General features: G+C 56.9%; 15 protein-coding genes. 7 read left to right on the top strand and 8 right to left on the bottom strand.

The features are described from left to right. Positions 1-322: 322 nt before the first annotated feature. Together iscU and ACYVHC_RS04365 are read right to left on the bottom strand one after the other, a co-directional pair. Positions 323-739 carry a Fe-S cluster assembly scaffold IscU gene (gene iscU / locus ACYVHC_RS04370; protein ID WP_044001465.1) on the bottom strand — a complete coding sequence of 139 codons (417 nt, stop codon included), beginning with the start codon at positions 737-739 and terminating at the stop codon, positions 323-325. A gap of 94 nt (positions 740-833) precedes the next feature. Next, entirely contained in the window at positions 834-2048 is a 1215-nt protein-coding gene (locus tag ACYVHC_RS04365; protein ID WP_460612445.1) for a PLP-dependent aminotransferase family protein, read from the bottom strand. Positions 2049-2191: 143 nt separating this feature from the next. Here ACYVHC_RS04365 and mce point away from each other — a divergent pair, with 143 nt between their 5' ends. The 3 genes from mce (at position 2192) to ACYVHC_RS04350 (ending at position 4696) form a co-directional block, all read left to right on the top strand. After that, positions 2192-2596: a VOC family protein gene (gene mce / locus ACYVHC_RS04360; RefSeq protein ID WP_460612444.1), complete on the top strand. Its 405-nt coding sequence runs from the start codon at positions 2192-2194 to the stop codon at positions 2594-2596. 30 nt (positions 2597-2626) lie between these two features. After that, a complete protein-coding gene (locus ACYVHC_RS04355) occupies positions 2627-3208 on the top strand; it encodes an L-threonylcarbamoyladenylate synthase (RefSeq protein ID WP_460612443.1) in 582 nt (193 codons plus the stop codon). Between the two features lie 66 nt (positions 3209-3274). Next, on the top strand, positions 3275-4696 hold the full coding sequence (locus tag ACYVHC_RS04350; protein WP_460612442.1) for a CCA tRNA nucleotidyltransferase: 1422 nt from the start codon (positions 3275-3277) through the stop codon (positions 4694-4696). A 397-nt stretch (positions 4697-5093) separates the two neighbouring features. On the opposite strand, the gene ACYVHC_RS04345 is transcribed toward ACYVHC_RS04350, so the two are convergent. Further along, positions 5094-7679, bottom strand: coding sequence for a PspC domain-containing protein (locus ACYVHC_RS04345; RefSeq protein WP_460612441.1), 2586 nt, complete (start codon positions 7677-7679; stop codon positions 5094-5096). A gap of 45 nt (positions 7680-7724) precedes the next feature. Further along, positions 7725-8090 (bottom strand): PadR family transcriptional regulator, encoded by a 366-nt coding sequence (locus tag ACYVHC_RS04340; RefSeq protein ID WP_460612440.1) that lies wholly within the window; start codon positions 8088-8090, stop codon positions 7725-7727. Between the two features lie 352 nt (positions 8091-8442). Between ACYVHC_RS04340 and ACYVHC_RS04335 the strand changes: the two genes are divergently transcribed. Further along, a complete protein-coding gene (locus ACYVHC_RS04335) occupies positions 8443-9546 on the top strand; it encodes a putative type IX sorting system protein PorV2 (protein WP_460612439.1) in 1104 nt (367 codons plus the stop codon). A gap of 74 nt (positions 9547-9620) precedes the next feature. After that, a complete protein-coding gene (gene porU2 / locus ACYVHC_RS04330) occupies positions 9621-14195 on the top strand; it encodes a putative type IX secretion system sortase PorU2 (protein ID WP_460612438.1) in 4575 nt (1524 codons plus the stop codon). 153 nt (positions 14196-14348) lie between these two features. Here porU2 and ACYVHC_RS04325 read toward each other — a convergent pair whose 3' ends face one another. The 3 genes from ACYVHC_RS04325 to ACYVHC_RS04315 all read right to left on the bottom strand — a co-directional run bounded on the left by ACYVHC_RS04325 (position 14349) and on the right by ACYVHC_RS04315 (position 17205). Continuing rightward, complete coding sequence (locus tag ACYVHC_RS04325) at positions 14349-14834, bottom strand: dihydrofolate reductase (protein WP_460612437.1); 486 nt, start codon at positions 14832-14834, stop codon at positions 14349-14351. A 100-nt stretch (positions 14835-14934) separates the two neighbouring features. Next, complete coding sequence (fmt, locus tag ACYVHC_RS04320; protein WP_460612436.1) at positions 14935-15897, bottom strand: methionyl-tRNA formyltransferase; 963 nt, start codon at positions 15895-15897, stop codon at positions 14935-14937. A 51-nt stretch (positions 15898-15948) separates the two neighbouring features. Further along, on the bottom strand, positions 15949-17205 hold the full coding sequence (locus ACYVHC_RS04315) for an exo-beta-N-acetylmuramidase NamZ family protein (protein WP_460612435.1): 1257 nt from the start codon (positions 17203-17205) through the stop codon (positions 15949-15951). A 51-nt stretch (positions 17206-17256) separates the two neighbouring features. Between ACYVHC_RS04315 and ACYVHC_RS04310 the strand changes: the two genes are divergently transcribed. Continuing rightward, complete coding sequence (locus ACYVHC_RS04310; protein ID WP_460612434.1) at positions 17257-18471, top strand: ABC transporter permease; 1215 nt, start codon at positions 17257-17259, stop codon at positions 18469-18471. A 111-nt stretch (positions 18472-18582) separates the two neighbouring features. On the opposite strand, the gene ACYVHC_RS04305 is transcribed toward ACYVHC_RS04310, so the two are convergent. After that, entirely contained in the window at positions 18583-19272 is a 690-nt protein-coding gene (locus ACYVHC_RS04305; protein ID WP_460612433.1) for an aminotransferase class III-fold pyridoxal phosphate-dependent enzyme, read from the bottom strand. A 171-nt stretch (positions 19273-19443) separates the two neighbouring features. Between ACYVHC_RS04305 and ACYVHC_RS04300 the strand changes: the two genes are divergently transcribed. Then, positions 19444-20601, top strand: a complete 1158-nt coding sequence (locus ACYVHC_RS04300; RefSeq protein WP_460612432.1) for a 2Fe-2S iron-sulfur cluster-binding protein — start codon at positions 19444-19446, stop codon at positions 20599-20601. The last annotated feature ends 22 nt before the right edge of the window (positions 20602-20623 follow it).

Genomic DNA, 20623 nt, shown 5'->3' with positions numbered 1-20623 from the left:
AATTACCGCATTTGTGTTCAGCACGTGCCTATCGGATTATCGCCGTCAGGCTGCAGTTGGCACTTGGGAGTTTAGCTTAAGCCAACTCCGACGCGGGTTAACCGGTTTGAAAGAATCTGGAGGCTAGTGCAACGCGGAGGCTGACGCCTAAATCAATAACGCTAACAGCAAAGTGCCCGGGCCCAACATCAGATAGACTTCTATCGATGGCTGAATCCGGGCACCTTCTGTTAGCTACCTCAACAGATATCTTGTCAAGTATTGTCAGTTAGTACAGTTAAAGAGCAGCACACAAAAGGGGCCGACCTAAACTGCCAGTTGACTAGTGGTGCGACTTGGCCATTTCCAACTCAGGCAGGCCATTCTTCACGCGGTAGTCGTTGATGGCCGATTTAATGGCATCTTCAGCGAGTACCGAGCAGTGAATTTTAACGGGCGGCAAGGCCAGTTCCTCCACAATCTCCATGTTGTCGATAGCTAAAGCTTCGTCAACAGTTTTGCCTTTCAGCCATTCTGTAGCCAACGACGACGAGGCAATAGCCGAGCCGCAGCCGAAGGTTTTGAATTTAGCATCGGTGATGGTGTTGGTGGTTTCATCAACCTCAATTTGCAGGCGCATCACGTCGCCGCACTCAGGAGCGCCTACCAGGCCGGTACCAACGTTCTTTTTGCTTTTATCCAGCGTGCCCACGTTGCGGGGGTTGCTGTAATGGTCGATTACTTTATCGGAATAAGCCATGGCTTGTTTGAGAAGTTTAATATGAGAGTGTAAACCTTGATACGAGAGTCTAACCTATTCAAGTACAGGTTGCTCGCACTAAGTTCAACAATTCTTAGTGTTCAGCCCACTCAATGGAGTTGAGGTCGATGCCTTCCTTGAACATCTCCCATAGCGGCGACATTTCACGAAGCTTAGTAACAGCTTCTTTCACGTGATTGATGGCATAGTCGATCTGCTCATCGGTAGTGAAGCGCGACAGGCCAAAACGCAGGGAGCTGTGAGCTAGGTCGTCGCTGAGGCCTAGGGCCTTCAGTACATACGACGGCTCCAGTGAAGCAGAAGTACAAGCCGAACCCGAAGAAACAGCGAGGTCTTTCACACCCATCATCAGGCCTTCACCTTCTACATATTTGAAGGAAATGTTAGCAACGTGGGGGAGACGGTGCTCGCGAGAACCGTTCACATAGCTTTCTTCCAGCGTCAGCAGCTCGCGCTCCAGACGGTCGCGCATTTTGCTGAGGCGCTCGGTGTCGGCGGCCATTTCAAGGCGAGCCAGCTCACAGGCTTTACCCAGGCCCACAATGCCAGGAACATTGAGGGTACCAGAGCGCATGCCCCGCTCGTGTCCGCCACCGTCCATCTGGGCGGTAACCTTTACGCGTGGGTTTTTGCGGCGCACATACAGCGCACCCACCCCTTTAGGGCCATACATTTTGTGGGCCGTGAACGCCATCAAGTCAATGCCATCAGCAATGACGTCCACCGGAATTTTGCCAACTGCCTGGGTGCCGTCCGTCATGAACAAAGCGCCGTGCTTGTGTGCAATAGCAGCAATTTCGCGGATGGGTTGGATGGTACCGGTTTCGTTGTTGCCGTACATGATGGTCACCAGAATGGTTTCTGGGGTCATGGCAGCTTCCAGCTCTTCCAGGCTAATCAAACCTTCCGCGTTAACGGGCAGGTAGGTTACGCGGCCACCTAGCTTTTCAATGTGCTTGCAAGTGTCAAGCACGGCTTTGTGCTCGGTGGTAGCGGTGATGATGTGGTTGCCTTTCTGCGAGTACATCTCAAAAACACCCTTGATACCAAGGTTGTCGGACTCGGTCGCACCCGAGGTGAAGATGATTTCTTTGGGGTCGCAGTGAATCAGGCTGGCAATCTGCTCCCGGGCGTAGTCCACGGCTTCTTCGGCGGCCCAGCCGAAGGGGTGGTTACGGGAGGCAGCGTTGCCGAAAACCTCGGTCAGGTACGGCATCATGGCCTCCAGTACCCGAGGGTCTAGGGGCGTGGTAGCGTTGTTATCGAGGTAAATAGGTAGCTTGAGCATGGCTCGGGGGTTCTGGTTTCAGCGGAGAATCATTCGCAGGTAGAACACGAAAACCGGCGAACTGGTTTTACTTTGTCTCCACAAAAGTAGAACAAATCCAAAGAAGCCGCGCTATACGGCTACCCCGCATTTTCGACCAACCTATGCTCACCAACCTCGAACACCTAGGGCTTGCCGTTAAAGACCTGGAAGCAGCCACCGCACTCTACACCACACTGCTCGGCCAGGAGCCTTATAAGCGGGAGCATGTGGCCTCGGAGGCCGTTGATACGGTGTTTTTTCAGGTAGGTGGCTCCAAGATTGAGCTGCTAGCCGGCACCTCGCCCGAGAGTGCCATCACGCGCTACCTCGATAAGAAGCCTGAAGGTATTCATCACGTTGCGTTTGAAGTAGATGACATCCGGGCCGAAATGGCGCGGTTGCGGGAAGCTGGCTTCACGTTACTAAATGAGGAACCCAAGCCCGGCGCCGATAACAAGCTGGTGTGCTTTGTGCATCCGAAGTCAGCAAATGGCGTGCTGGTAGAACTGTGCCAGACCATTCGCTAGGTACCCTTCCTCAGTAAACCTCAAGTCAATATGAACCCGAAGTTCTTTCGCGAAGAAGTAGAAGCTGCCGTTGATGCGCTGCTGTTGCAGCAAGTAATTCTGTACCCAACTGATACTGTGTGGGGGCTGGGCTGTGATGCCGAGGTGCCACCGGCGGTGGATAAAGTATACCAGCTTAAGCAGCGCCCTGCTGAAAAGGCCTGCATTGTGCTTGTGGCCGATGCTGAAATGTTTGCCCGCTACGCCGAGGTAGTGCCCCCGAATCTGGCAGAGCTACTAGCTAGCCAAACGCGCCCAACCACCTATGTAGTACCGGGTAGCCGCCACTTGGCTGCCAATCTGCTTGCTCCAGATGGAACCATTGGGCTGCGCGTGGTGCAGGATGATGAGTTTTGCCAAAAAGTAGTGCGGCGCCTAGGGCATGGGTTGGTATCAACCTCAGCCAACCTGAGCGGGCAGCCCACGCCGGCTATTTATAAAGACATAGCGCCAGAACTGGTGCGCGGAGCCGACTACGTGGTGCGCTGGCGCCAGGAGGATGACGCGCCAGCCACGCCCTCCCGGGTAGTACGCGTGCTGCCCGATGGAGGCCTGGAAGTGCTGCGCGACTAGAAACGAGCAGGCCGCACTTCGCTCCCAAAGCCAGAGCCCGTACCTTTGCGGCTCAACGTACTGCGCATGAAGACCCCCCAACTGCCCGATTTGCCCCTGTTTCAAACCATTGCCAGCGCCGCCGGCGAGCTAGGTTACCCCGCCTACATAATTGGTGGCTTTGTGCGGGATTTGGCGCTAGAGCGGCCTAGTAAGGACGTGGACGTGGTATGCGTAGGTGATGGAATTAAGCTGGCGCAGGAAGTTGGCCGCAAGCTGCCGGGTCGCCCTAGGGTCACGGTGTTCAAGAACTTCGGGACGGCGATGCTGCCTACCCCCGAAATTGAGGTAGAGTTTGTAGGCGCTCGCAAGGAGAGTTACCGCGCCGAAAGCCGTAAGCCGGAAGTGGAAGCCGGTACGCTGGAAGAAGACCTCGCCCGCCGCGACTTTACCATCAACGCCTTGGGCCTGAGCTTGAACCCCGAAGATTTTGGTGCCTTAGTAGATCGGTTTGATGGCATGGGCGACCTAGGGCGCCGCATCATCCGTACGCCGCTGGACCCCGATATCACCTTCTCCGATGACCCATTGCGCATGATGCGCGCCATCCGGTTTGCCACGCAGCTGAACTTCGATATTGAGCCCGATACCTACGATGCCATTGCGCGCAACAAGGACCGGATCAAGATTGTGTCGCAGGAGCGCATTACCGTTGAGCTGAACAAGATTATCATGGCCCCTAAGCCTAGCTACGGCTTTAAGCTCTTGTTTCAGTGTGGGTTGCTGCACCTCATCTTCCCGAAAATGGCCCAACTGTATGGGGTAGAGAAGGTTGGTCAGCACGCGCACAAGGATAATTTCTACCACACGCTGCAAGTGCTCGACAACGTGGTGGCAACTGGCGGCGACTTGTGGTTGCGCTGGGCGGCCATTCTGCACGACATTGCCAAACCCGCCACTAAGCGCTACGACAAGCGCGTGGGTTGGACCTTTCACGGCCACGAAGACAAAGGCGCGCGCTGGGTACCCAACATCTTTACCGATCTGAAACTGCCGCTGGGCGAAGAAATGCGCCAAGTGCAAAAGCTCGTGCGTCTGCACCTGCGGCCCATTGCCTTGGTCAAGGAAATCGTGACGGACTCGGCGGTGCGGCGCTTGCTGTTTGAAGCCGGCGACGATATTGACCGCCTGATGCTGCTGTGCCGAGCCGATATTACCAGCAAAGACCACCAGCGCGTGGCTCGCTACCTGCGCAACTTTGATGTGGTGGAGCAAAAGCTCAAGGAAGTTGAGGAGAAGGACCACCTGCGCAATTTCAAACCCGTGATTACCGGCGAAATCATCATGGAAACCTTTGGTCTGAAGCCTTCCCGCGAGGTAGGTGAGCTAAAGGAAGCCGTGCTGGAAGCCATTCTGGATGGCAAAGTGCGCAATGAGTACTACGAGGCCTTTCCGCTGCTGCTGGAGTTGGGCCGCCACAAAGGGCTAGTAGTGCCAGTAAAAGAGTAGGTAGCGTCGTCGGGGAGGGGCCTAAAAATAGTGAAGGAAGCTCGGGCCTTCCTGTTGCAGCAGGAGGGTAGGCCAAAGCTTCCTTCGGGTCTCACCTTTTCACTCACTAGCTTGACCCACTATCGGTATCCGAAGTCGGAAGAATGATGCGATGGAAATAGAGACGGTTACCTAAAATGAGCTAGGAATATAGCACTATTTGCTTTGTCTAGTATACAACGGTGGAAGAATCAGATTGTTGCAACTGCACCTTGAATGTTGAGCTACTAAAAGCGAGGTTGCCCGCAGGTGTTGAGCTAGTATCCAAAGCTCAACCGTTAAGCTTTTTCTTGGGCCGATAGTACTCATCCCGCAAAGCGAAGCCCAGTAGAATCCGGGCTTCGCTTTGCGGGATGACCTAGTCCACGGAGCGTACCACGGCCGCTCCGATGGCCTCGCGCCGCACCGTTTTGGGGCTGCCGCTGTACTCAATTTCGCTGGCCCCAATGGCATCAGCTTCCAGTTCTTCCGTTACGCGCACCCGCACTTTGCTGGCCCCGATGGCATTGATATCGGCGCGGCGGGCAGTGAAGTTGGCGGCGGCTACCTCGCAGGCACCGGCGCCTTCAATACGCAGGCGGTCTGCGCTGCCTTTTAAGCTAGTCTGGCAGCCACCGGCCAGCTCCAGCCGCAGATCATTCAGGTTACCCTGAAACCGCAGCTGGCTACCGCCGGCCTGCTTTATTTGCAACGAGCCGGAGTTAAAACCGTCCACATCAGCGCGGGTGCCGCCCACCAACTCCAGCTCATTCAATTCGGGCGTTTCAATGGTGAGCAGAATCCGGTCGGAAGAGTCGTTGCGCGAGTCGAACAGGTCGCGGTTGCGGGGACGGATGGTGAGTTCATTGCCATTGCGCTCAACTTTGATGTCGCGCAGGGCCCGGCCATTGCCAGCCGCCTGCACACTATGGCTGCCGCCTTGGCGCACAATCACCCGGAACGGGCCCACGATGCTCACGTGGTCGAAGCCATCTTCATCGAAGCGCTGGCGATCGGGGCCATACGAGTTTTCGTCGGTGCTGAATGACTCGATGCTGCCAAAGTTCAGGTCAACATCTGAATCCTCGCGGCCGGCCTCGTAATCCTCGTTCTCCTCGTTGTCGGCATTAGGGCCGCCCTGTAGGTCCTCTTCCGTACAGCCGATGCACTCTACGCGGCTACCGCGCATCCGGTAAGTGTGCCGCTCGGGGTGGATGGGGGCGCGGCTATCTACGTAGTCTTCATCACTGAGCCAGTTAGCAAACTCCTCGCTCATCCGGAAAGTCCGGTCACGGGGCATCAGCAGGCGCAGGCTTACTTCCTGGTCGCGGAAGCGGGCTCCGGACTTGATGGTGAAGTGGTCATCAATGCTGAGCGTAGAGTCATTCGGCGTCCGGATGGCGTGAACCACGGAGGTGCTGGCCGTTTGGCGGGCTTGCTCATCCGTAGCGCCGCGGGCCGAGATAACGCGCTCTAGACGGGGCGTTTGGGCACTGTCAATACCAATCAGGTCCAGGTCCAGCCACTCGCCATCGTTTTGCTGGCGGCGCTCCAGCACCAGGCTGGGCTTGGTAAGCGGAGCTAGGTTAACTGTTTGGGTAATTTCCTCTTCGCGCTGAAACTCCCGGGCCAGCCGGGTGCCGGCAATGCTGCTGCCAATGATACCGAGCAGCCACAAGCCCAGCAGGGTGAGCGAGGTAGTACGATGCATCACCGTGCGGCGCAGCAACAATCCGATGCCAGCGAGCAGCAAGGATAGCGCCGGAATAGCCGTCAGCAGGAAGAAGCTCAGGATGGCCAGGGGCGAAATATCATTGAAGAGGATGAAGGGCTGTAGCGGGCCGAGTTCAATGTTGTCAGAGGCCGGAATCATGCCCAGGCCCACGCCCAGCAGAATGGTGCAGGCCAGCAGCAGCGAGAAGCCCAGCAGCACCAGCAAGCCGCCAGCAAACACCCGAATAGCCGAGCCCAGCAGATCAATCAGCGGGCGGATGTTCTGGAAGAAATTCTCCAGGAACGTACCTACCGGCCGGTTATTTACGGGGGTGCCGTCATCCTGCAACTCATTGTTTCGTAGGTTGCTATCTAGCGCCGATAAGGTTACCGCGTCGCCGCGCATGCGGAGTTTGTCGGAGGCGGTTTTCGCCTCCGGCAGAACTATCCACAGGATGATATAGAGCGGGATGGCAAAGCCTCCGGCAAAGAACCCGATGATGAACAGAATCCGAATCAGGACCACATCCACCTTAAAGTAGGCAGCTAGCCCGGACGATACGCCCCCTACTTTGCCGGTATCCGTGTCGCGGTACAGCTTGCGGAATACGGGGTCCTCGTCGGAGGGCGGCGTGTCGTAGCGCTTAGGCAGCGCAATCCAGAGCACCACATAGGTGATGAGCGTGACGGAGGCCAGCTTCTCGCTGAACTCATCCAGCCAGGCGTTGTCGAGCAGGATGGGCAGCAGGATAAAGCAGGCCAGGAAGCCCAGCCGGATCCAGAGCGGGTTGGTACCAAAGTAGCGGGCAATACCGGCGGCCACGCCCGCAATCTTGCGGTTGTTCATGTCGCGGTACAGGCGCTTGGTGCCGTCCTCGGGGGTAGCAGTGTACTCAGTGCCGGTGCTGGTGTAGCCAGTGTAGGCGCCCTGGGCGGTGCCATTGGCCACGGCCGAAGCGAGGATGTCTTCGTCGTCCTCGGCCTCATCGGCGGTCTGGAAGTCACTGACTCGACCCATTTTGGCGGTCATAGCCTGTACGTCTTCCAGCGTAATCACCTGTTTGAGAGGGGATAGGCGGGCGGCGAACAGCTCGGCAATACGGCCTTCGATATCCGCCACAATTTCCTCGTGGCCCCGGTACCCGCTGAAGTGGTTCTTCACTTCCGCCAGGTAGCGGCTGAGCACGTCGTAGCCATCTTCCTCAATATGGAAGATCATGCCCTGAAGGTTGATGCTGATGTTCTTTTTCATCTCGGTGCTGCAACAATTCAACAATAACTAGAAGCGGGCGGGCGGCTAAAGCAGCGGTTCCGCTGGGGCGCTGCCATTGGCGTGGGGCTTCTGGCGGATGATGCGGATGGAATCCTGGACCTCTTCCCACGTGAGCCGAAGCTGGTGTAGGAACTCTTGGCCTTCGGCCGTGAGGGTGTAGTACTTGCGGGGAGGGCCACTGGTAGATTCCTTCCAGGTGTAGTCCAGCAGGCCCGCGTTTTTGAGGCGCGTCAGGAGCGGGTAAAGCGTACCCTCGACCACAATCATGCGGGCTGCGGTAAGCTCTTCGAGCATGTCTGACGCATACACCTCTCCGCGGGCAATGATTTCCAGAATGCAGAACTCCAGGATGCCCTTCCGCATCTGCACTTGGGTGTTCTCGACTTTCATGGGCTGAGGCAGATATCGGTGAAGAATGAGTCAAAGATAATCAAAGGTACTATGTAACGCAAGGTACTAGTGAAAATATTTTTTTAGCGCATTCCGGCTGCCCTGAAATCTTTTCAGTTGAGGCCTCTTCCATACCTTCTATCAGAACTGGATATGCTTATATTGGAGGGGTTGCTACTCGCCTAGGTGCTTTGCGCCACACAAGAGGGTAGGCGGTGTGTTTGGGCCTGGTTATTTACCCGCTGATATTCAGCGTTTACCGAGAACCTGAATCCAAACCGCACTATAAATAAGTATCTTGCGTTGCTGCCGCGTTAATCTTTCTTTCCTGATTATCTGGTTCTACACTTCTATGCCTCACTTTTCCCGTTGTGCTGCCTTCGTGTTGGGCGTGGGCCTGAGCCTGGGCGCGTTTAGCTCCGCACTGGCCCAGACCAAAACGCCTAAATACAGCAATGAATTTTTGAATATCGGGGTAGGAGGGCGCGCGCTTGGCATGGGCAAAGTGCAAGTTGCACTGGCCGATGACGCTACCGCTGGCTATTGGAATCCGGCTGGTCTGGTCAACCAGAAAACCAAGTACGATGCCGTGCTGATGCACAACGAGCTGTTCTCGGGCATCGTGAAAAACGACTACGCGGCCTTCTCTATGCCGCTTGATGACAAAAGCGCCCTAGGGGCCAGCATCATCCGGTTAGGCGTAGATGACATTGCCGATACCCGCGACCTAGTAAATGAGTACGGCTACATTGATTACACCCGCATCCGCTACTTCTCCGTGGCCGACTATGCGCTGTTGCTATCCTATGCTCGCAAAATAGAGAGCATAGAGGGGCTTCAAGTGGGAGCCAATGCCAAAGTGATTTACCGCAATGTGGGCTCCTTCGCCAATGCCTGGGGCTTTGGTATTGATGCCGGCGTGCAGTACAACCGCAACAACTGGCGCCTGGGCCTGATGGCGCGCGACATTACCACTACCTACAATGCGTGGTCCATCAACAGCGACGAATTCAAGTTTACTAGCTCCCCGGAGGGCACCGACCCTATTCCTAAGAACAGCACTGAAATCACGCTTCCTCTCTTTGTGTTAGGCGTGGGCCGGCTGGTGCAGTTGCCCGGCGAGTTTACTGCCCTAGGTGCCTTCGACCTCGAAATCTCCACGGACGGCCAGCGTAACACGCTCGTATCGTCCAGCGCCGTTAGCCTCGACCCACGGGCGGGCCTGGAACTAGGCTATAAGCAGCTAGTGTATTTGCGCGGCGGTATCGGGAATCTGCAGCAGGTGCAGTCCTTTACTGGCTCCGAGGAGTGGAAAGCGCAGCCCAGCTTAGGCGTTGGGGTGGCATTAAGCGGCTTGCGGCTGGATATGGCACTTTCCCGACTGGCCGTAGAAAAGCTAGGCCAACGCTCTCAGCCAACCTCTATTATAGTATCACTAGGCTACGGTTTCAAGTAAACCCTGCCCTGTACCAATAGCTGCAGCTCTCTGCAGCCTTTACCTTCCTCATCGGAACCCTAACGCACTACTATATGAAACAGGCTTACCCGAAGTTACGGTGGCTGGCGTTTCTGCTCTGGATTTTCAGTATTTCGGTTGCGCAGGCCCAGTCCGGGCCGTTTGGCAACGAATGGATTGTGCCAGGCCAGCAATATTACAAAGTACAGGTAGCCCAGAATGGCATCTATCGGCTCGACTATCAGTACCTGCAGCAAGCGGGTATCAGCGGCGTAAGCCCCGACCGCCTGCAGCTGTGGCGCCGCGGAAAGGAAGTAGCCATTTATGTGGGCGGCAACCAAACCGCTCTCGATGCCACTACCTACATCGAGTTCTTTGGCCAGAAGAATGATGCGGCCTTGGACCGGGGCATGTACCGGCTGGCCGCCGACCAGCCGCAGCCGTTGTACAGCATGTTCACCGACACAGCCGCGTATTTCCTGACGTGGTCGAACGCCGCTACCGGAAAGCGTATGGCGCAGTCGAATCCGGCGGCCTCGGCTCCGCACCCACACCGCCTGAACCGCGCCTATCAAGCCTACACCAATGCCTTCAACGTTATCAGCGACGAAGACAATATTTACCATCCGTGGGCAGAGGAGGGTGAGGGCTTTCTGAGTGCAGATCAAGCACTGTTTTTCACCCAGAATGGCAGTTCTACTCCTACGGTTATCAAGCTGAATGTGCGGGCTGATTCTGTGTGGTCGGTATCTACGGATGCTACCCGCATGCTGCTGGACATTCAGTTGGTAGGTTCCAGCATGGGGCAGCACATATCGGAAGTTTCGGTGGTGGCCCCTGGTGGTACACGCGTGCTCGGAACCATCAACTTCTCCAACTTTGGGTCGGGCCGTGGCATGTTTCCGCTGCTACCCTCTGACCGCACGGGTAGCCGCATTCAACTGAGCATCACGCAGAAAGGCTCGGGCCTGCGCGCCGCTTGGGGCGACCGGTGTCGGGTGGCCTTCACCCGCGTCATTCATCCGCAAACAAACCGCTGGCTGTCCAAGCGCCGGCAGGTGTATTTCTCCAACGACTCTTCCCTAACCGGCCCGGCGTACTTCCAGCTCGATTCTATTCCGGCTACCGTCCGCGGCTTCGATATCACGGATGCCTATAATGTGCAGCGGGTTGAAGGCAATGAAGGACCTAGTGCTAACCAGCGGGGATTTGGCTTTGCCTCTGCTACTGATGGACGCACGCGTAATCTGCTGCTCTTCGATGTCAGCCAGCCTCTGCAGCCCCGGCCCGCCAAACGGGTCCGTTTCCGGTCGATTTCGCCCGGCGCCCATAACTTCCTAATCGTGTCGCACCCCGTGCTGATGAAGCCGGTAGGCAGCGTAGCTAATCCGGTGCGGGCGTATGCTGATTACCGGGCCTCCAGCCAGGGCGGCCGTTGGGATACGCTGGTGGTTACCTCCCAGCAGCTCTACGACCAGTTTCACTACGGTGAGATGTCGGCGCTGGCGGTGCGGCAGTTTGCTCAGTTTATGCTGACCGGCTCCAACCGGCCCCAGTCGTTGCTGTTGCTAGGCAAGGGCATTGGCGTAAGCGAAAACAACTGTGGCTTTATCCGAACCAGTCCTAATACATTCGGCTGTAACAGCGCTAACCCGGTGCGTAACCTGGTGCCCGCCAGCACCCGAGGCATTTCCGATGCCTTCTTCACGGCAAACTGGCAGACCAACGATTTTGTGGCCCGCATGAACACCGGCCGCCTTTCTACCCAGACGCCTACGCAGGTGCTCAACTACCTGAACAAGCTAAAGGAACATGAAGCGCTGGGCTACGAGCCGTGGCGCCGGAATGTATTGCATATGTCGGGCGGCCGAGGTGCCGAAGAAGATGGTGTGTTTACGAGCTACGTAAACACCTATGCAGCGTACGTGCAGAAACCGCCCTTCTCAGGAAAAGTGGTAAAAACCTACCGCCGCTCCGATTACCCCGGCACTGCTCCCGGCGATACGCCTCCGCTGAACCTAGCCGCCGACTTCAATGCCGGTTTGTCGTTCATCTCCTATTTTGGTCATGGTGGTCCGCATAACCTGATGTGGAATATTGCCAACATCAACGATCCTACCACCGGGTTTGCCAACAAAGGCAAGTATCCGGTGTGGTACATCAGTGGATGCTCGGCGGGTAACTCGTTCCGCGGGCCCACTTCATTTGGCGGCGAGGATTACCTGCTGGCTGATTCCAAAGGCCTGATTGGGTTCCTGAGCGATTCGGACCTAGGCTTTGAGACTGACCTGCATGTGATGCACACTGAAATGGCCAAACTGCTGTTTTCTGACGCTACGTGGTATGGCCGGCCGGTGGCCGAGGTGCAGCGCGAGGTAACTCGGCGTCTGCAGGGCAATAGCCCCCGCCCAACGGCCCGCACTGCCATGTTGATGAACACCATCTGGCAGGGTGACCCGGAGCTGAAATTGTTCTCGCCGGACAAGCCAGACTTCCAGACGGCTGACAACCAGTTGCAGGTTTCACCCTCACTAGTGCCCATCACGGCCCGCACGTTTGAGTTGAAAGTAGGCGTTAGCAACCCCGGCCGCAGCACGAAAGGCACGCTGGAAATTCGGGTGACGCGCACCTATACCAGCCGGCCGAACGAGATACTGCTGTTCTCGGTGCCTCAGGCCCGCCGCGATACTACGTACACTCTCACCATCACAAACCCAACCACGGGCAGTAGCATTGCGGGCCTGAACACGTTCACGGTGGAACTGGACCCAGCTAACAAGATTGACGAGCTGGACGAAACCAACAACCGCGCAACCCTGGAGTATTCGTTCCTGACGGGTGGCGTTACAGCGCTTAGCCCGCCGGAGTTTGGCATCATAGGCACCACCGTGGTGCGCTTGGTTGGCCAAAGCAACGTCATCACGACTACTGCCCGGGAATATGACATGGAAGTGGATACCGTTCAGACGTTCAACAGCCCCCTGATTCAGAAAACCAAGCTCTCGGCCGTGATGGTGCCGGAGTGGCAGGTAACGCTGCCTACGGTGGGCCGCGACAGTGTAGTGTGGTACTGGCGCTTGCGCCTGCATGCTGCCCAGGGCGATGAAATCCCCGAGTGGGCCACTAGCTCCTTCCGAGTGATAAATGGCCGCTCGGGCGGATGGTCGCAGAGCCACCCCGGCCAGTTCCGCCGCGATGAGCTGAACGGCATACAGGTGGCCGTGCCCGGTGGGCAATGGTCTTTTAATAATAATGGGCAGGAAGCTACTATCACCTCCACCCGCATTGGGCCGGCACGCGAGTGGCAGTCCCTCTTCCATACCATCCGGACAACTACCTCAAACAGCTACACGCTCCGTCTTATTGGCATTGATGAATCGGGAAATGAGGTAGTACTGAATCCGAATATCACCAACCGGACCGAGTCGTTGAGCAGCGTTTCCGCCGAGAAGTATCCGTATCTGCAGTTGCAGGCTGTATTGCGCACGAATGGTGGAGGCGCTACTCCGCAGCTGGAGCAGTGGCTAGTTACTTACCAGGGTGTGCCGGAAGGGGTTGTGCGCCGCGATGTGGTGTTAGCCACTTCACCTACTGCATACGATGCCGCTACCTTCGCCCAGCAGGCCCAAACGGGTACTATCACGGTACCGGTAAGCTTCCAGAACGTATCGGACTTCGACTTTACGGACCCCCTAGTAGCTTCCATTCTCATCCGCGACAATGCCAACCGCACCGTGGAGAAGAAGGTGGAGTTTAAGGGCAATCCGCTGCTAGCGCACACCCAGCGCACCTATGAGGTGAAGTTGAACATCATTGGGCTGGGCGGGACCCTGACCGGACAAGTAGTGATGAACCCACGGGTGCAGCCCGAGTTGTACTACTTCAACAACGAACTGGCACTGCCGCCGTTTGAGCTGAACAGCCGTGATACGCCACCCACGCTTGATGTGGCATTCGATGGCCGGCACTTACTCAACGGCGACATCGTATCGCCGACGCCTATTATTACCTTGCAGCTGCGCGATGTTGATAAGTTGCGCCCCATGCGCGATGCCTCGTCGTTTATCGTGGCCATCACACGACCGCTCAGTACCACCTCCGAACCCGTTGACCTAAATGCGGCGGGTATTACGTTCGTGGCCGACTCTGCCCAGGGAACTGCCCGACTGGAGTATCAGCCTGGCAAGAGCACGCCGCTGCCGGATGGGGTATATACCTTGGAAGTGCAGGGCCGTGACGGCTCGGGTAACCTAGCAGGCTCCGAGCCTTACCGCATCACGTTTGAGGTAATCAGCAATTCTACCATCACCAACGTATTCCCGTATCCAAACCCCGTCACGAGCAAAACCAAGTTCGTGTTCACGCTCACGGGCTCCACGTTGCCGCGCGACATGAAAATCCAGATTGTGACGCTAACGGGGCGGGTGGTGAAGGAAATCATGATGGCGGATCTGGGCCCGTTGCGCATCGGTAACAACATGACCGAATACGCCTGGGACGGCACCGACACCTACGGCGACCGGCTGGCCAACGGCACCTATCTGTACCGAGTAATTCTCGACGACCCAGAAGGCAAATTCAAGCAGCGTACCACCGCTGGCGATAAAGCCTTCAAAAAGGATTGGGGCAAGCTGGTATTGCTCCGCTAAGCCAACCCATCTGACAAAAGAGGCTACCGGATTCGGTAGCCTCTTTTTTATTGCATACAAGTCAGTCAGAAAGCCAGCTAGTGTGTCGTGTCAGCAGATAGTGCTGCTTTCAATCGGTTTGGGCTCTGGCAAGAGCTAGTAAAACCAGGATGCTTACCGGCGCCGCAGCGTCACGAAGCTGAACGGATAGGCGTGCTTTTCGTCGGGTTCGTGTCGCTCCCGGCTTTCCTCACGCCACTCCGTAGAGGTGAGTTCTGGGAAGGTGATGTCGCCATCGAAGGAGTGATGCACCTCGGTTAGGTACACGGTATCGGCGGCGGGCAAGGCCTGGCGGTAAACTTCGCCGCCCCCAATGATGAAGACATTCTCATCGAGCGTGAGGGCATGTTCTAAAGCCTGCAGCACTGAGTGCGCCGTAGTGCAGCCCTCGGTCTGCCAGTCTTGCTGCTTGGTGATGACAATGTTGGTTCGGTTAGGCAACGGCCGACCGATACTCTCATAGGTGCGTCGCCCCATAACCACAGGGTGACCCTGCGTGAGCTGCTTGAAATGTTTTAAATCCAGAGGCAAGTGCCAGAGTAGGCGGTTGTCGCCCCCAATTACACCGTTCTCGGCCACGGCTACTACTAGGGCAGTCATAGGGTTGAAGGGCTGATGCGTGATAAATTATGAATGAGTAAGCACAGTTGCTACCCCTGCGCGGCGCTCAAACCGGCAAACCGCTTAGGTAGGGGTTTAGTTAGCTGGCAAGGCTAGTAGCATTGAACCCGCGCAGAAACTCCTGGACCGGCATGCGCTTTTTGCCTTCCAACTGCAGATCTACCAGGTCGAGCAGGCCACTGGCCGTTTGCACGCGCAAGTAGGTGCGGCCATCCGTAAACCACTTGCCGGGCTGGTTCGCATCGGGGCCGCTGGCTTCCTCATCATCGAGGGGCAGTGCCTTGAATACTTTCAGGGTGCGGCCATCGGGTAGCTGCGTGAAAGCGGTAGGAACCGGCGACAGGCCCCGTACCAAGTTGGCCAGTGCCGGCGCCGACTGCTGAAAATCAAGGCGGCCGGTTTCCTTCTGGAGCTTAGGCGCCGGGCGCAGCTCAACTATTTCTGGCTGCGGAATGCTGGGTGCCGTGCCAGCGGCAATGGCCTGCACGGAGCGCAATGCTAGCGCAGCACCGGCTGCTTTCAGCTTTTCGTAGAGCGAGCCAAAGTCATCTTCAGGGGCAATGGCCACGGCATCCTGATAGATGAGGTTCCCCGTGTCAATTTCGTGGCGCAGGAAAAAGCTGGTTACGCCCGTCTGCGTATCACCATGAATCAGGGCCCAGTTGATAGGAGCGGCCCCACGGTATTGCGGTAGCAGGGAAGCATGGACGTTAATGGAGCCTAGCCGCGGCATATTCCAGACGGCTTCGGGCAGCATCCGGAAGGCCACTACTACCTGCAAATCGGCGGACAAGGCGCGTAGCTCCTGCTGAAACTCCGGATCCTTGAGGTTGGTGGGCTGGAGCACGGGCAGCCCGTGCTGCAAGGCCGCCTGCTTCACGGCAGACCCCTGTAGCTGCCGTCCGCGGCCGGCGGGCTTATCGGGCGCCGTAATGACGGCCACCACCGCAGCCCCAGACCACGAGAGCAAGGCTTCCAGGGTGGGCACGGCAAATTCCGGCGTACCCATGAAAATGATGCGAAGAGTAGATGTATCAGCCATGCAAAGAAAACAACACGCCCCGACCGGCGGGGCGTGTTACTAGGGTAGAGGTTAGTTGAAATCGGGGTAGAGCAGATATTTCTTCCGCAGCGCTTTGTACTGGCCCAGCGCCGGCTCCCAGGATTTTCGGATTTCCTGCTCTGTTTTGCCTGCAATAATCTGCTGGCGCAATGCTGCAGTACCCACCAAGCGCTCAAATCCTTTGTTAAAGAAGTTGGCCTTGTCGGTGCTTTGCTGGTAGAAATCGAGCAGGTAGCGTAGTGTGAAGCCTACGTCGTCGCCGGTTTGGCGCAGGTCTTGGCCGTAGCAGAGCTTGCCGTTTTGCGGAGGGGTAGGGGAGCCTGGGTTCGGCGTTGGGGTGAAGCTGAACGGCCGGGTTTTGGGCTGGGTGGGCGCTCCAATTACCTCAAACGGCATGGCAGTACCCCGGCCTACGCTTACATCGGTACCTTCAAACAAACACAGGCTAGCATACAGCGAGACGGAGTGCGCGGTAGGCAGGTTAGGCGAAGGCCGGTCGGGAAGATTATACCGGGTAGTGTGGGTGTAGCCCGCCACCGGAATAACCGTTAAGCGGCATTGGCGGCCACCGGCCAGCCACTTTTCGCCGTTTATCATCTGAGCCAGCTCGCCCACCGTCAGGCCGTGCACCACCGGAATAGGGTGCATGCCCACGAATGTTTTAAACTGCGGCTCCAGCACGGGGCCGTCCACATACCAGCCGTTGGGGTTGGGCCGGTCGAGGATAATAACCTCCTTATTTTGCTCGGCCGCGGCTTCCATCACGTAGTGCATGGTGCTGATAAAGGTATAGAAGCGGGCTCCTACGTCCTGAATATCAAACACCAGCACATCCACATCCTTCAGCATTTCGGGCGTAGGCTTTTTGGTGGCCCCGTAGAGGCTAAGGGCGGGCAGGCCGCTGCGGGCATCTTTGCCGTCTTTGATGGTTGCGCCATCGGCGGCTTCGCCCCGGAAGCCATGCTCGGGCCCGAAAATAACTTTCACGCCTACCCCTTTAGCCAGCAATGTGTCTACTAGGAAAGCCCGGCCTACCCGAGCGGTTTGGTTGACCACCAGGCCCACGCGCTTGCCTTTCAGTAATGGCAGATAAGTGTCAAACTGCTCGGCTCCCATGCGCAGCTCCGCGGCCGGCAGCACCACCTGGGGCGGCGAGGTGACCGTCTGGCGCAAGGGCGCTGGGTTGGGCGGCGTGGCTGCCTGCCCGGAAGCGGGCTGGGGTGGCCGGGTGCAGTCGGCGAGCAGAAGGGCGAGGCTCAGAAGGCCCGAAGAAAGGAAAGACGGCATGGAGGAAGCGAAGGACTGGAAAACTAACAGGATTCGTCTAGCTTTACGCCAGTGAACGTCTCAAAGTACATATCTAACAAGATTGACAGCGCCGACGCGGGTTCGTTTACCTCGTCGGTGACAAAGATAGCCATCATCAGCATTGCCATGGGTTTGGCGGTGATGGTGGTGTCGTTTGCTATACTGGAGGGCTTTCGCAACGAAATTCAGAACAAGATTTTCTCGTTTGGCTCTCACCTGCAAATCAGCAAGTACGATACCAACAATTCAGTGGAGGTAGAGCCCATCAGCTCTCCTAGGCTAGTGCAGGAACTGCGCCGCAACCCGCAGGTGCAAGGTATTCAGTCGTTTGCCCGTAAAACCGCCATCATCAAAACCAAGGATGAAGTGCTGGGCGTGGTGCTAAAAGGAATTGACGAAAAGGCCGGCCGCTCCACGATGCGCCAGAATATGGTGGCCGGGCAATTTATCACCTTCGCCGATTCTGCCGCCAGCAACGATATTCTGGTTTCGCGCAAAATTGCGGATAAGCTGAATCTGAAACCCGGCGACAAAGCACTGTTCTATTTTATTCAGAATCCGCCCCGGGTGCGGCAGTTTACCATCAAAGGCATTTACCAAACCGGGCTCGATGAGTTTGACGAAGCCTACGTTATCGGCGACATCGGGCAGATCAGGGACTTGAACGCCTGGCCCGACTCGTTGGTGGGCGGCATGGAAGTGACACTAAAAGACTTCACCAAGCTAGACCCCATTGCCGATAACCTGTACGAAAACCTGCGCTACGACCTGAAGCTGGACAAAATTACAGACCAGTACGCGCAGCTCTTCGACTGGCTGCAGCTGCTGAACCGCAACGTGGTTATCTTTCTGATTCTGATCATTTTCGTGGCAACCTTTAATATGGTAGCGACGATTTTCATCATGATTCTGGAGCGCACCAACATGATTGGGGTACTCAAGGCCATTGGCGCCACCGATAATCAAATCCGCAGCATGTTCTTCTTCCGGGGTCTGAGCCTCACGGTGCGGGGTATGCTCTATGGCAACCTCATCGGGCTGGGGTTTTGTGCCATCCAGTACTTTTTTCACCCGATTCCGCTGGACCCCGAGAACTACTACATGGACCGCGTGCCAATCCATTGGGACCCCTTTATCATTGTGGTGCTGAATGCCGCCACCTTTGCTACCTCGCTACTCGCGGTCCTGATTCCTACGTATCTGATTTCGCGCATCAAGCCAGTAGTAGCAATCAAGTTCGACTAATTGGGTTTGGGTTAGAAGCCTGGCTTTTACAAAATTTACTAGCCCTTCCAGAAGCAGAAAGCCCCGCACTAGCAGTAGTGCGGGGCTTTCTGCTTCTGGAAGGGCTAGTAGCTATGAGCTCAGCCAGCGGCTCTGCAGAATGAGGTTTGGGTCGGGGCAGAGGGCGGCCCATTTCTCGCGTTCTGCTGGCAAGGCTACGCCGGGGAAGTCGCCTGCCAAGCCCAGCGTATCTGAGAGCACCTGGAAATGAAGGTGTGGGGGCCAGTCGCCGTTTTCAGGGGCAGGGCCAACTTCCGTGAAGGTTTCGCCTTTGGCGATGGACATGCCGGGACGCAGCAGCAGGGTTTCGCGGCGGCTGAGGTGGCCGTACAGCGTATAGAAAACCGTGTCTTCGAGCTGGTGCTGCAGAATAACAGTGGGGCCGTAGTCGCCGAAGTTGTCGTTGTCCTGAACGCTATGCACTACTGCTTCCAGCGGGGCGAGTACGGGGGTGCCGGCGCGCAGCCACACATCCACCCCCAGGTGCAACGAGCGAGAGGGCAGGGCTTCATCACCAAAAAGCGGGCTGCGGCGGTAGATTACACGGTTTTCGAGGTAACCGCCTACTCCGATATGGGCGTCTTGGGCAGCTAGCAGCCTCCCCACCAATTCCTCAAACGCCGCGGTATCGCGCAGGTCGGCATTGGCAAGCAACGGGTTGGCGCTGGTAAAATCAAGCCGGGCCACGTCGGGCGCATTCAGGTCAACGGGTAATACGGGGCCGAATTCGTGCTGGTGTCGTTCGAGAAGTTGGGCAAGCATGCAGGAAGATAGGTTGGGTTGCGGGAGAGGGGTAGGGGCCGAACAGAGGACAGTGCCCAGCGGTTACTAGGCCAGCTAAGCAGGCAAGCCGGTGCGCGGTCAATATTTTATACGTGACTTCAACGCGGTGCAAGCTACGGCGTACGCCACATTATCCTGTATTTTTGCCCCTTGCCTGCTGCCACTCAGCAGTTCTTCCTGATTCCAAGTTTCGCCTCCATGAGCAGCCCGTACCTTACGCTTAACGTTGTTGAGCTCACCCAAGAAACACCTGATGCCGTTACTATTCACTTCGAACGCCCTGACCGTCAGGTTATAACCAGCCAGCCCGGCCAGTTCCTGACCCTGATTCTGCCCTGCGGAGCTGGGGGTAAGAAAGAGCGTCGGGCGTATTCACTGAGCAGCACACCCAGCGAAGCGCCCCGGCTGGCCGTAACGGTAAAGCGGGTGGCCGGTGGTCTCGTGAGCAATTATCTGCTAGATACTGTGCGGGTAGGGCAGCAAGTGGAAGTGATGGCGCCGCTCGGTAATTTTGTTCTTTCGCCGCAGCCAAACTCGGCGCGCTCCATTGTGTTGGTAGGTGCTGGCTCGGGCATTACGCCCCTGATGAGCATGCTGAAAGCGGTGCTGCGCGAAGAACCCCAGAGCCACGTGCTGCTGGTATACGGCAACCGCAACGAAGAATCGGTGATTTTTGCCAAGCAGCTGCAGCAGCTAGAGCAGCAATACGCCGGCCGTTTTCAGGTAGAGCACGTGTTTAGCCAACCGCTGAACCCCACTGCCGGCCACCGGCACACTGGCCGCCTAAACCGCACTATGCTGCTCCGTATTCTGGAGCAGCGCCACCAGTTTCCGGCCCCACAGGCCGAATATTACCTCTGCGGGCCCGATGGCATGATGCTGGAGGCGCAGGCAGCACTAGAGCTACTAGGGGTGCCAAGTGCCCGAATCCGCCGGGAAAGCTTTGTGGCAGCAGCCGATGCTACGGAAACTGCCGCAGCGCAGCCCAACGGGCACGGCGACGTATCAGTGGCCGACGACGACAGCCAAACCCAGGCCCGCACCGTTACCATCAACTACGAAGGCTCTGAGTACCAAATTGCGGTGGCACCGGAAGAAACAATTCTGGAAGCCGCGCTAAATCAGGATATCGACCTGCCGTATTCCTGCCAAGCCGGCTTATGCACTGCTTGCCGCGGCAAGTGCCTTTCCGGAAAAGTGCATCTTGATGAGCGCGAGGGCCTTTCCGATGCTGAACTGAAACAAGGCTACGTACTGATTTGCGTTGGGCATCCGCTCACCAACGACGTCGTTATTGAAATAGACTAGGAACCACTTTCTGAGGCAAGAG

This window comes from Hymenobacter seoulensis (assembly GCF_054780535.1).
The sequence above is the reverse complement of the archived record's forward strand: the minus strand, read 5'-3'. Positions and strand labels throughout refer to the sequence as shown.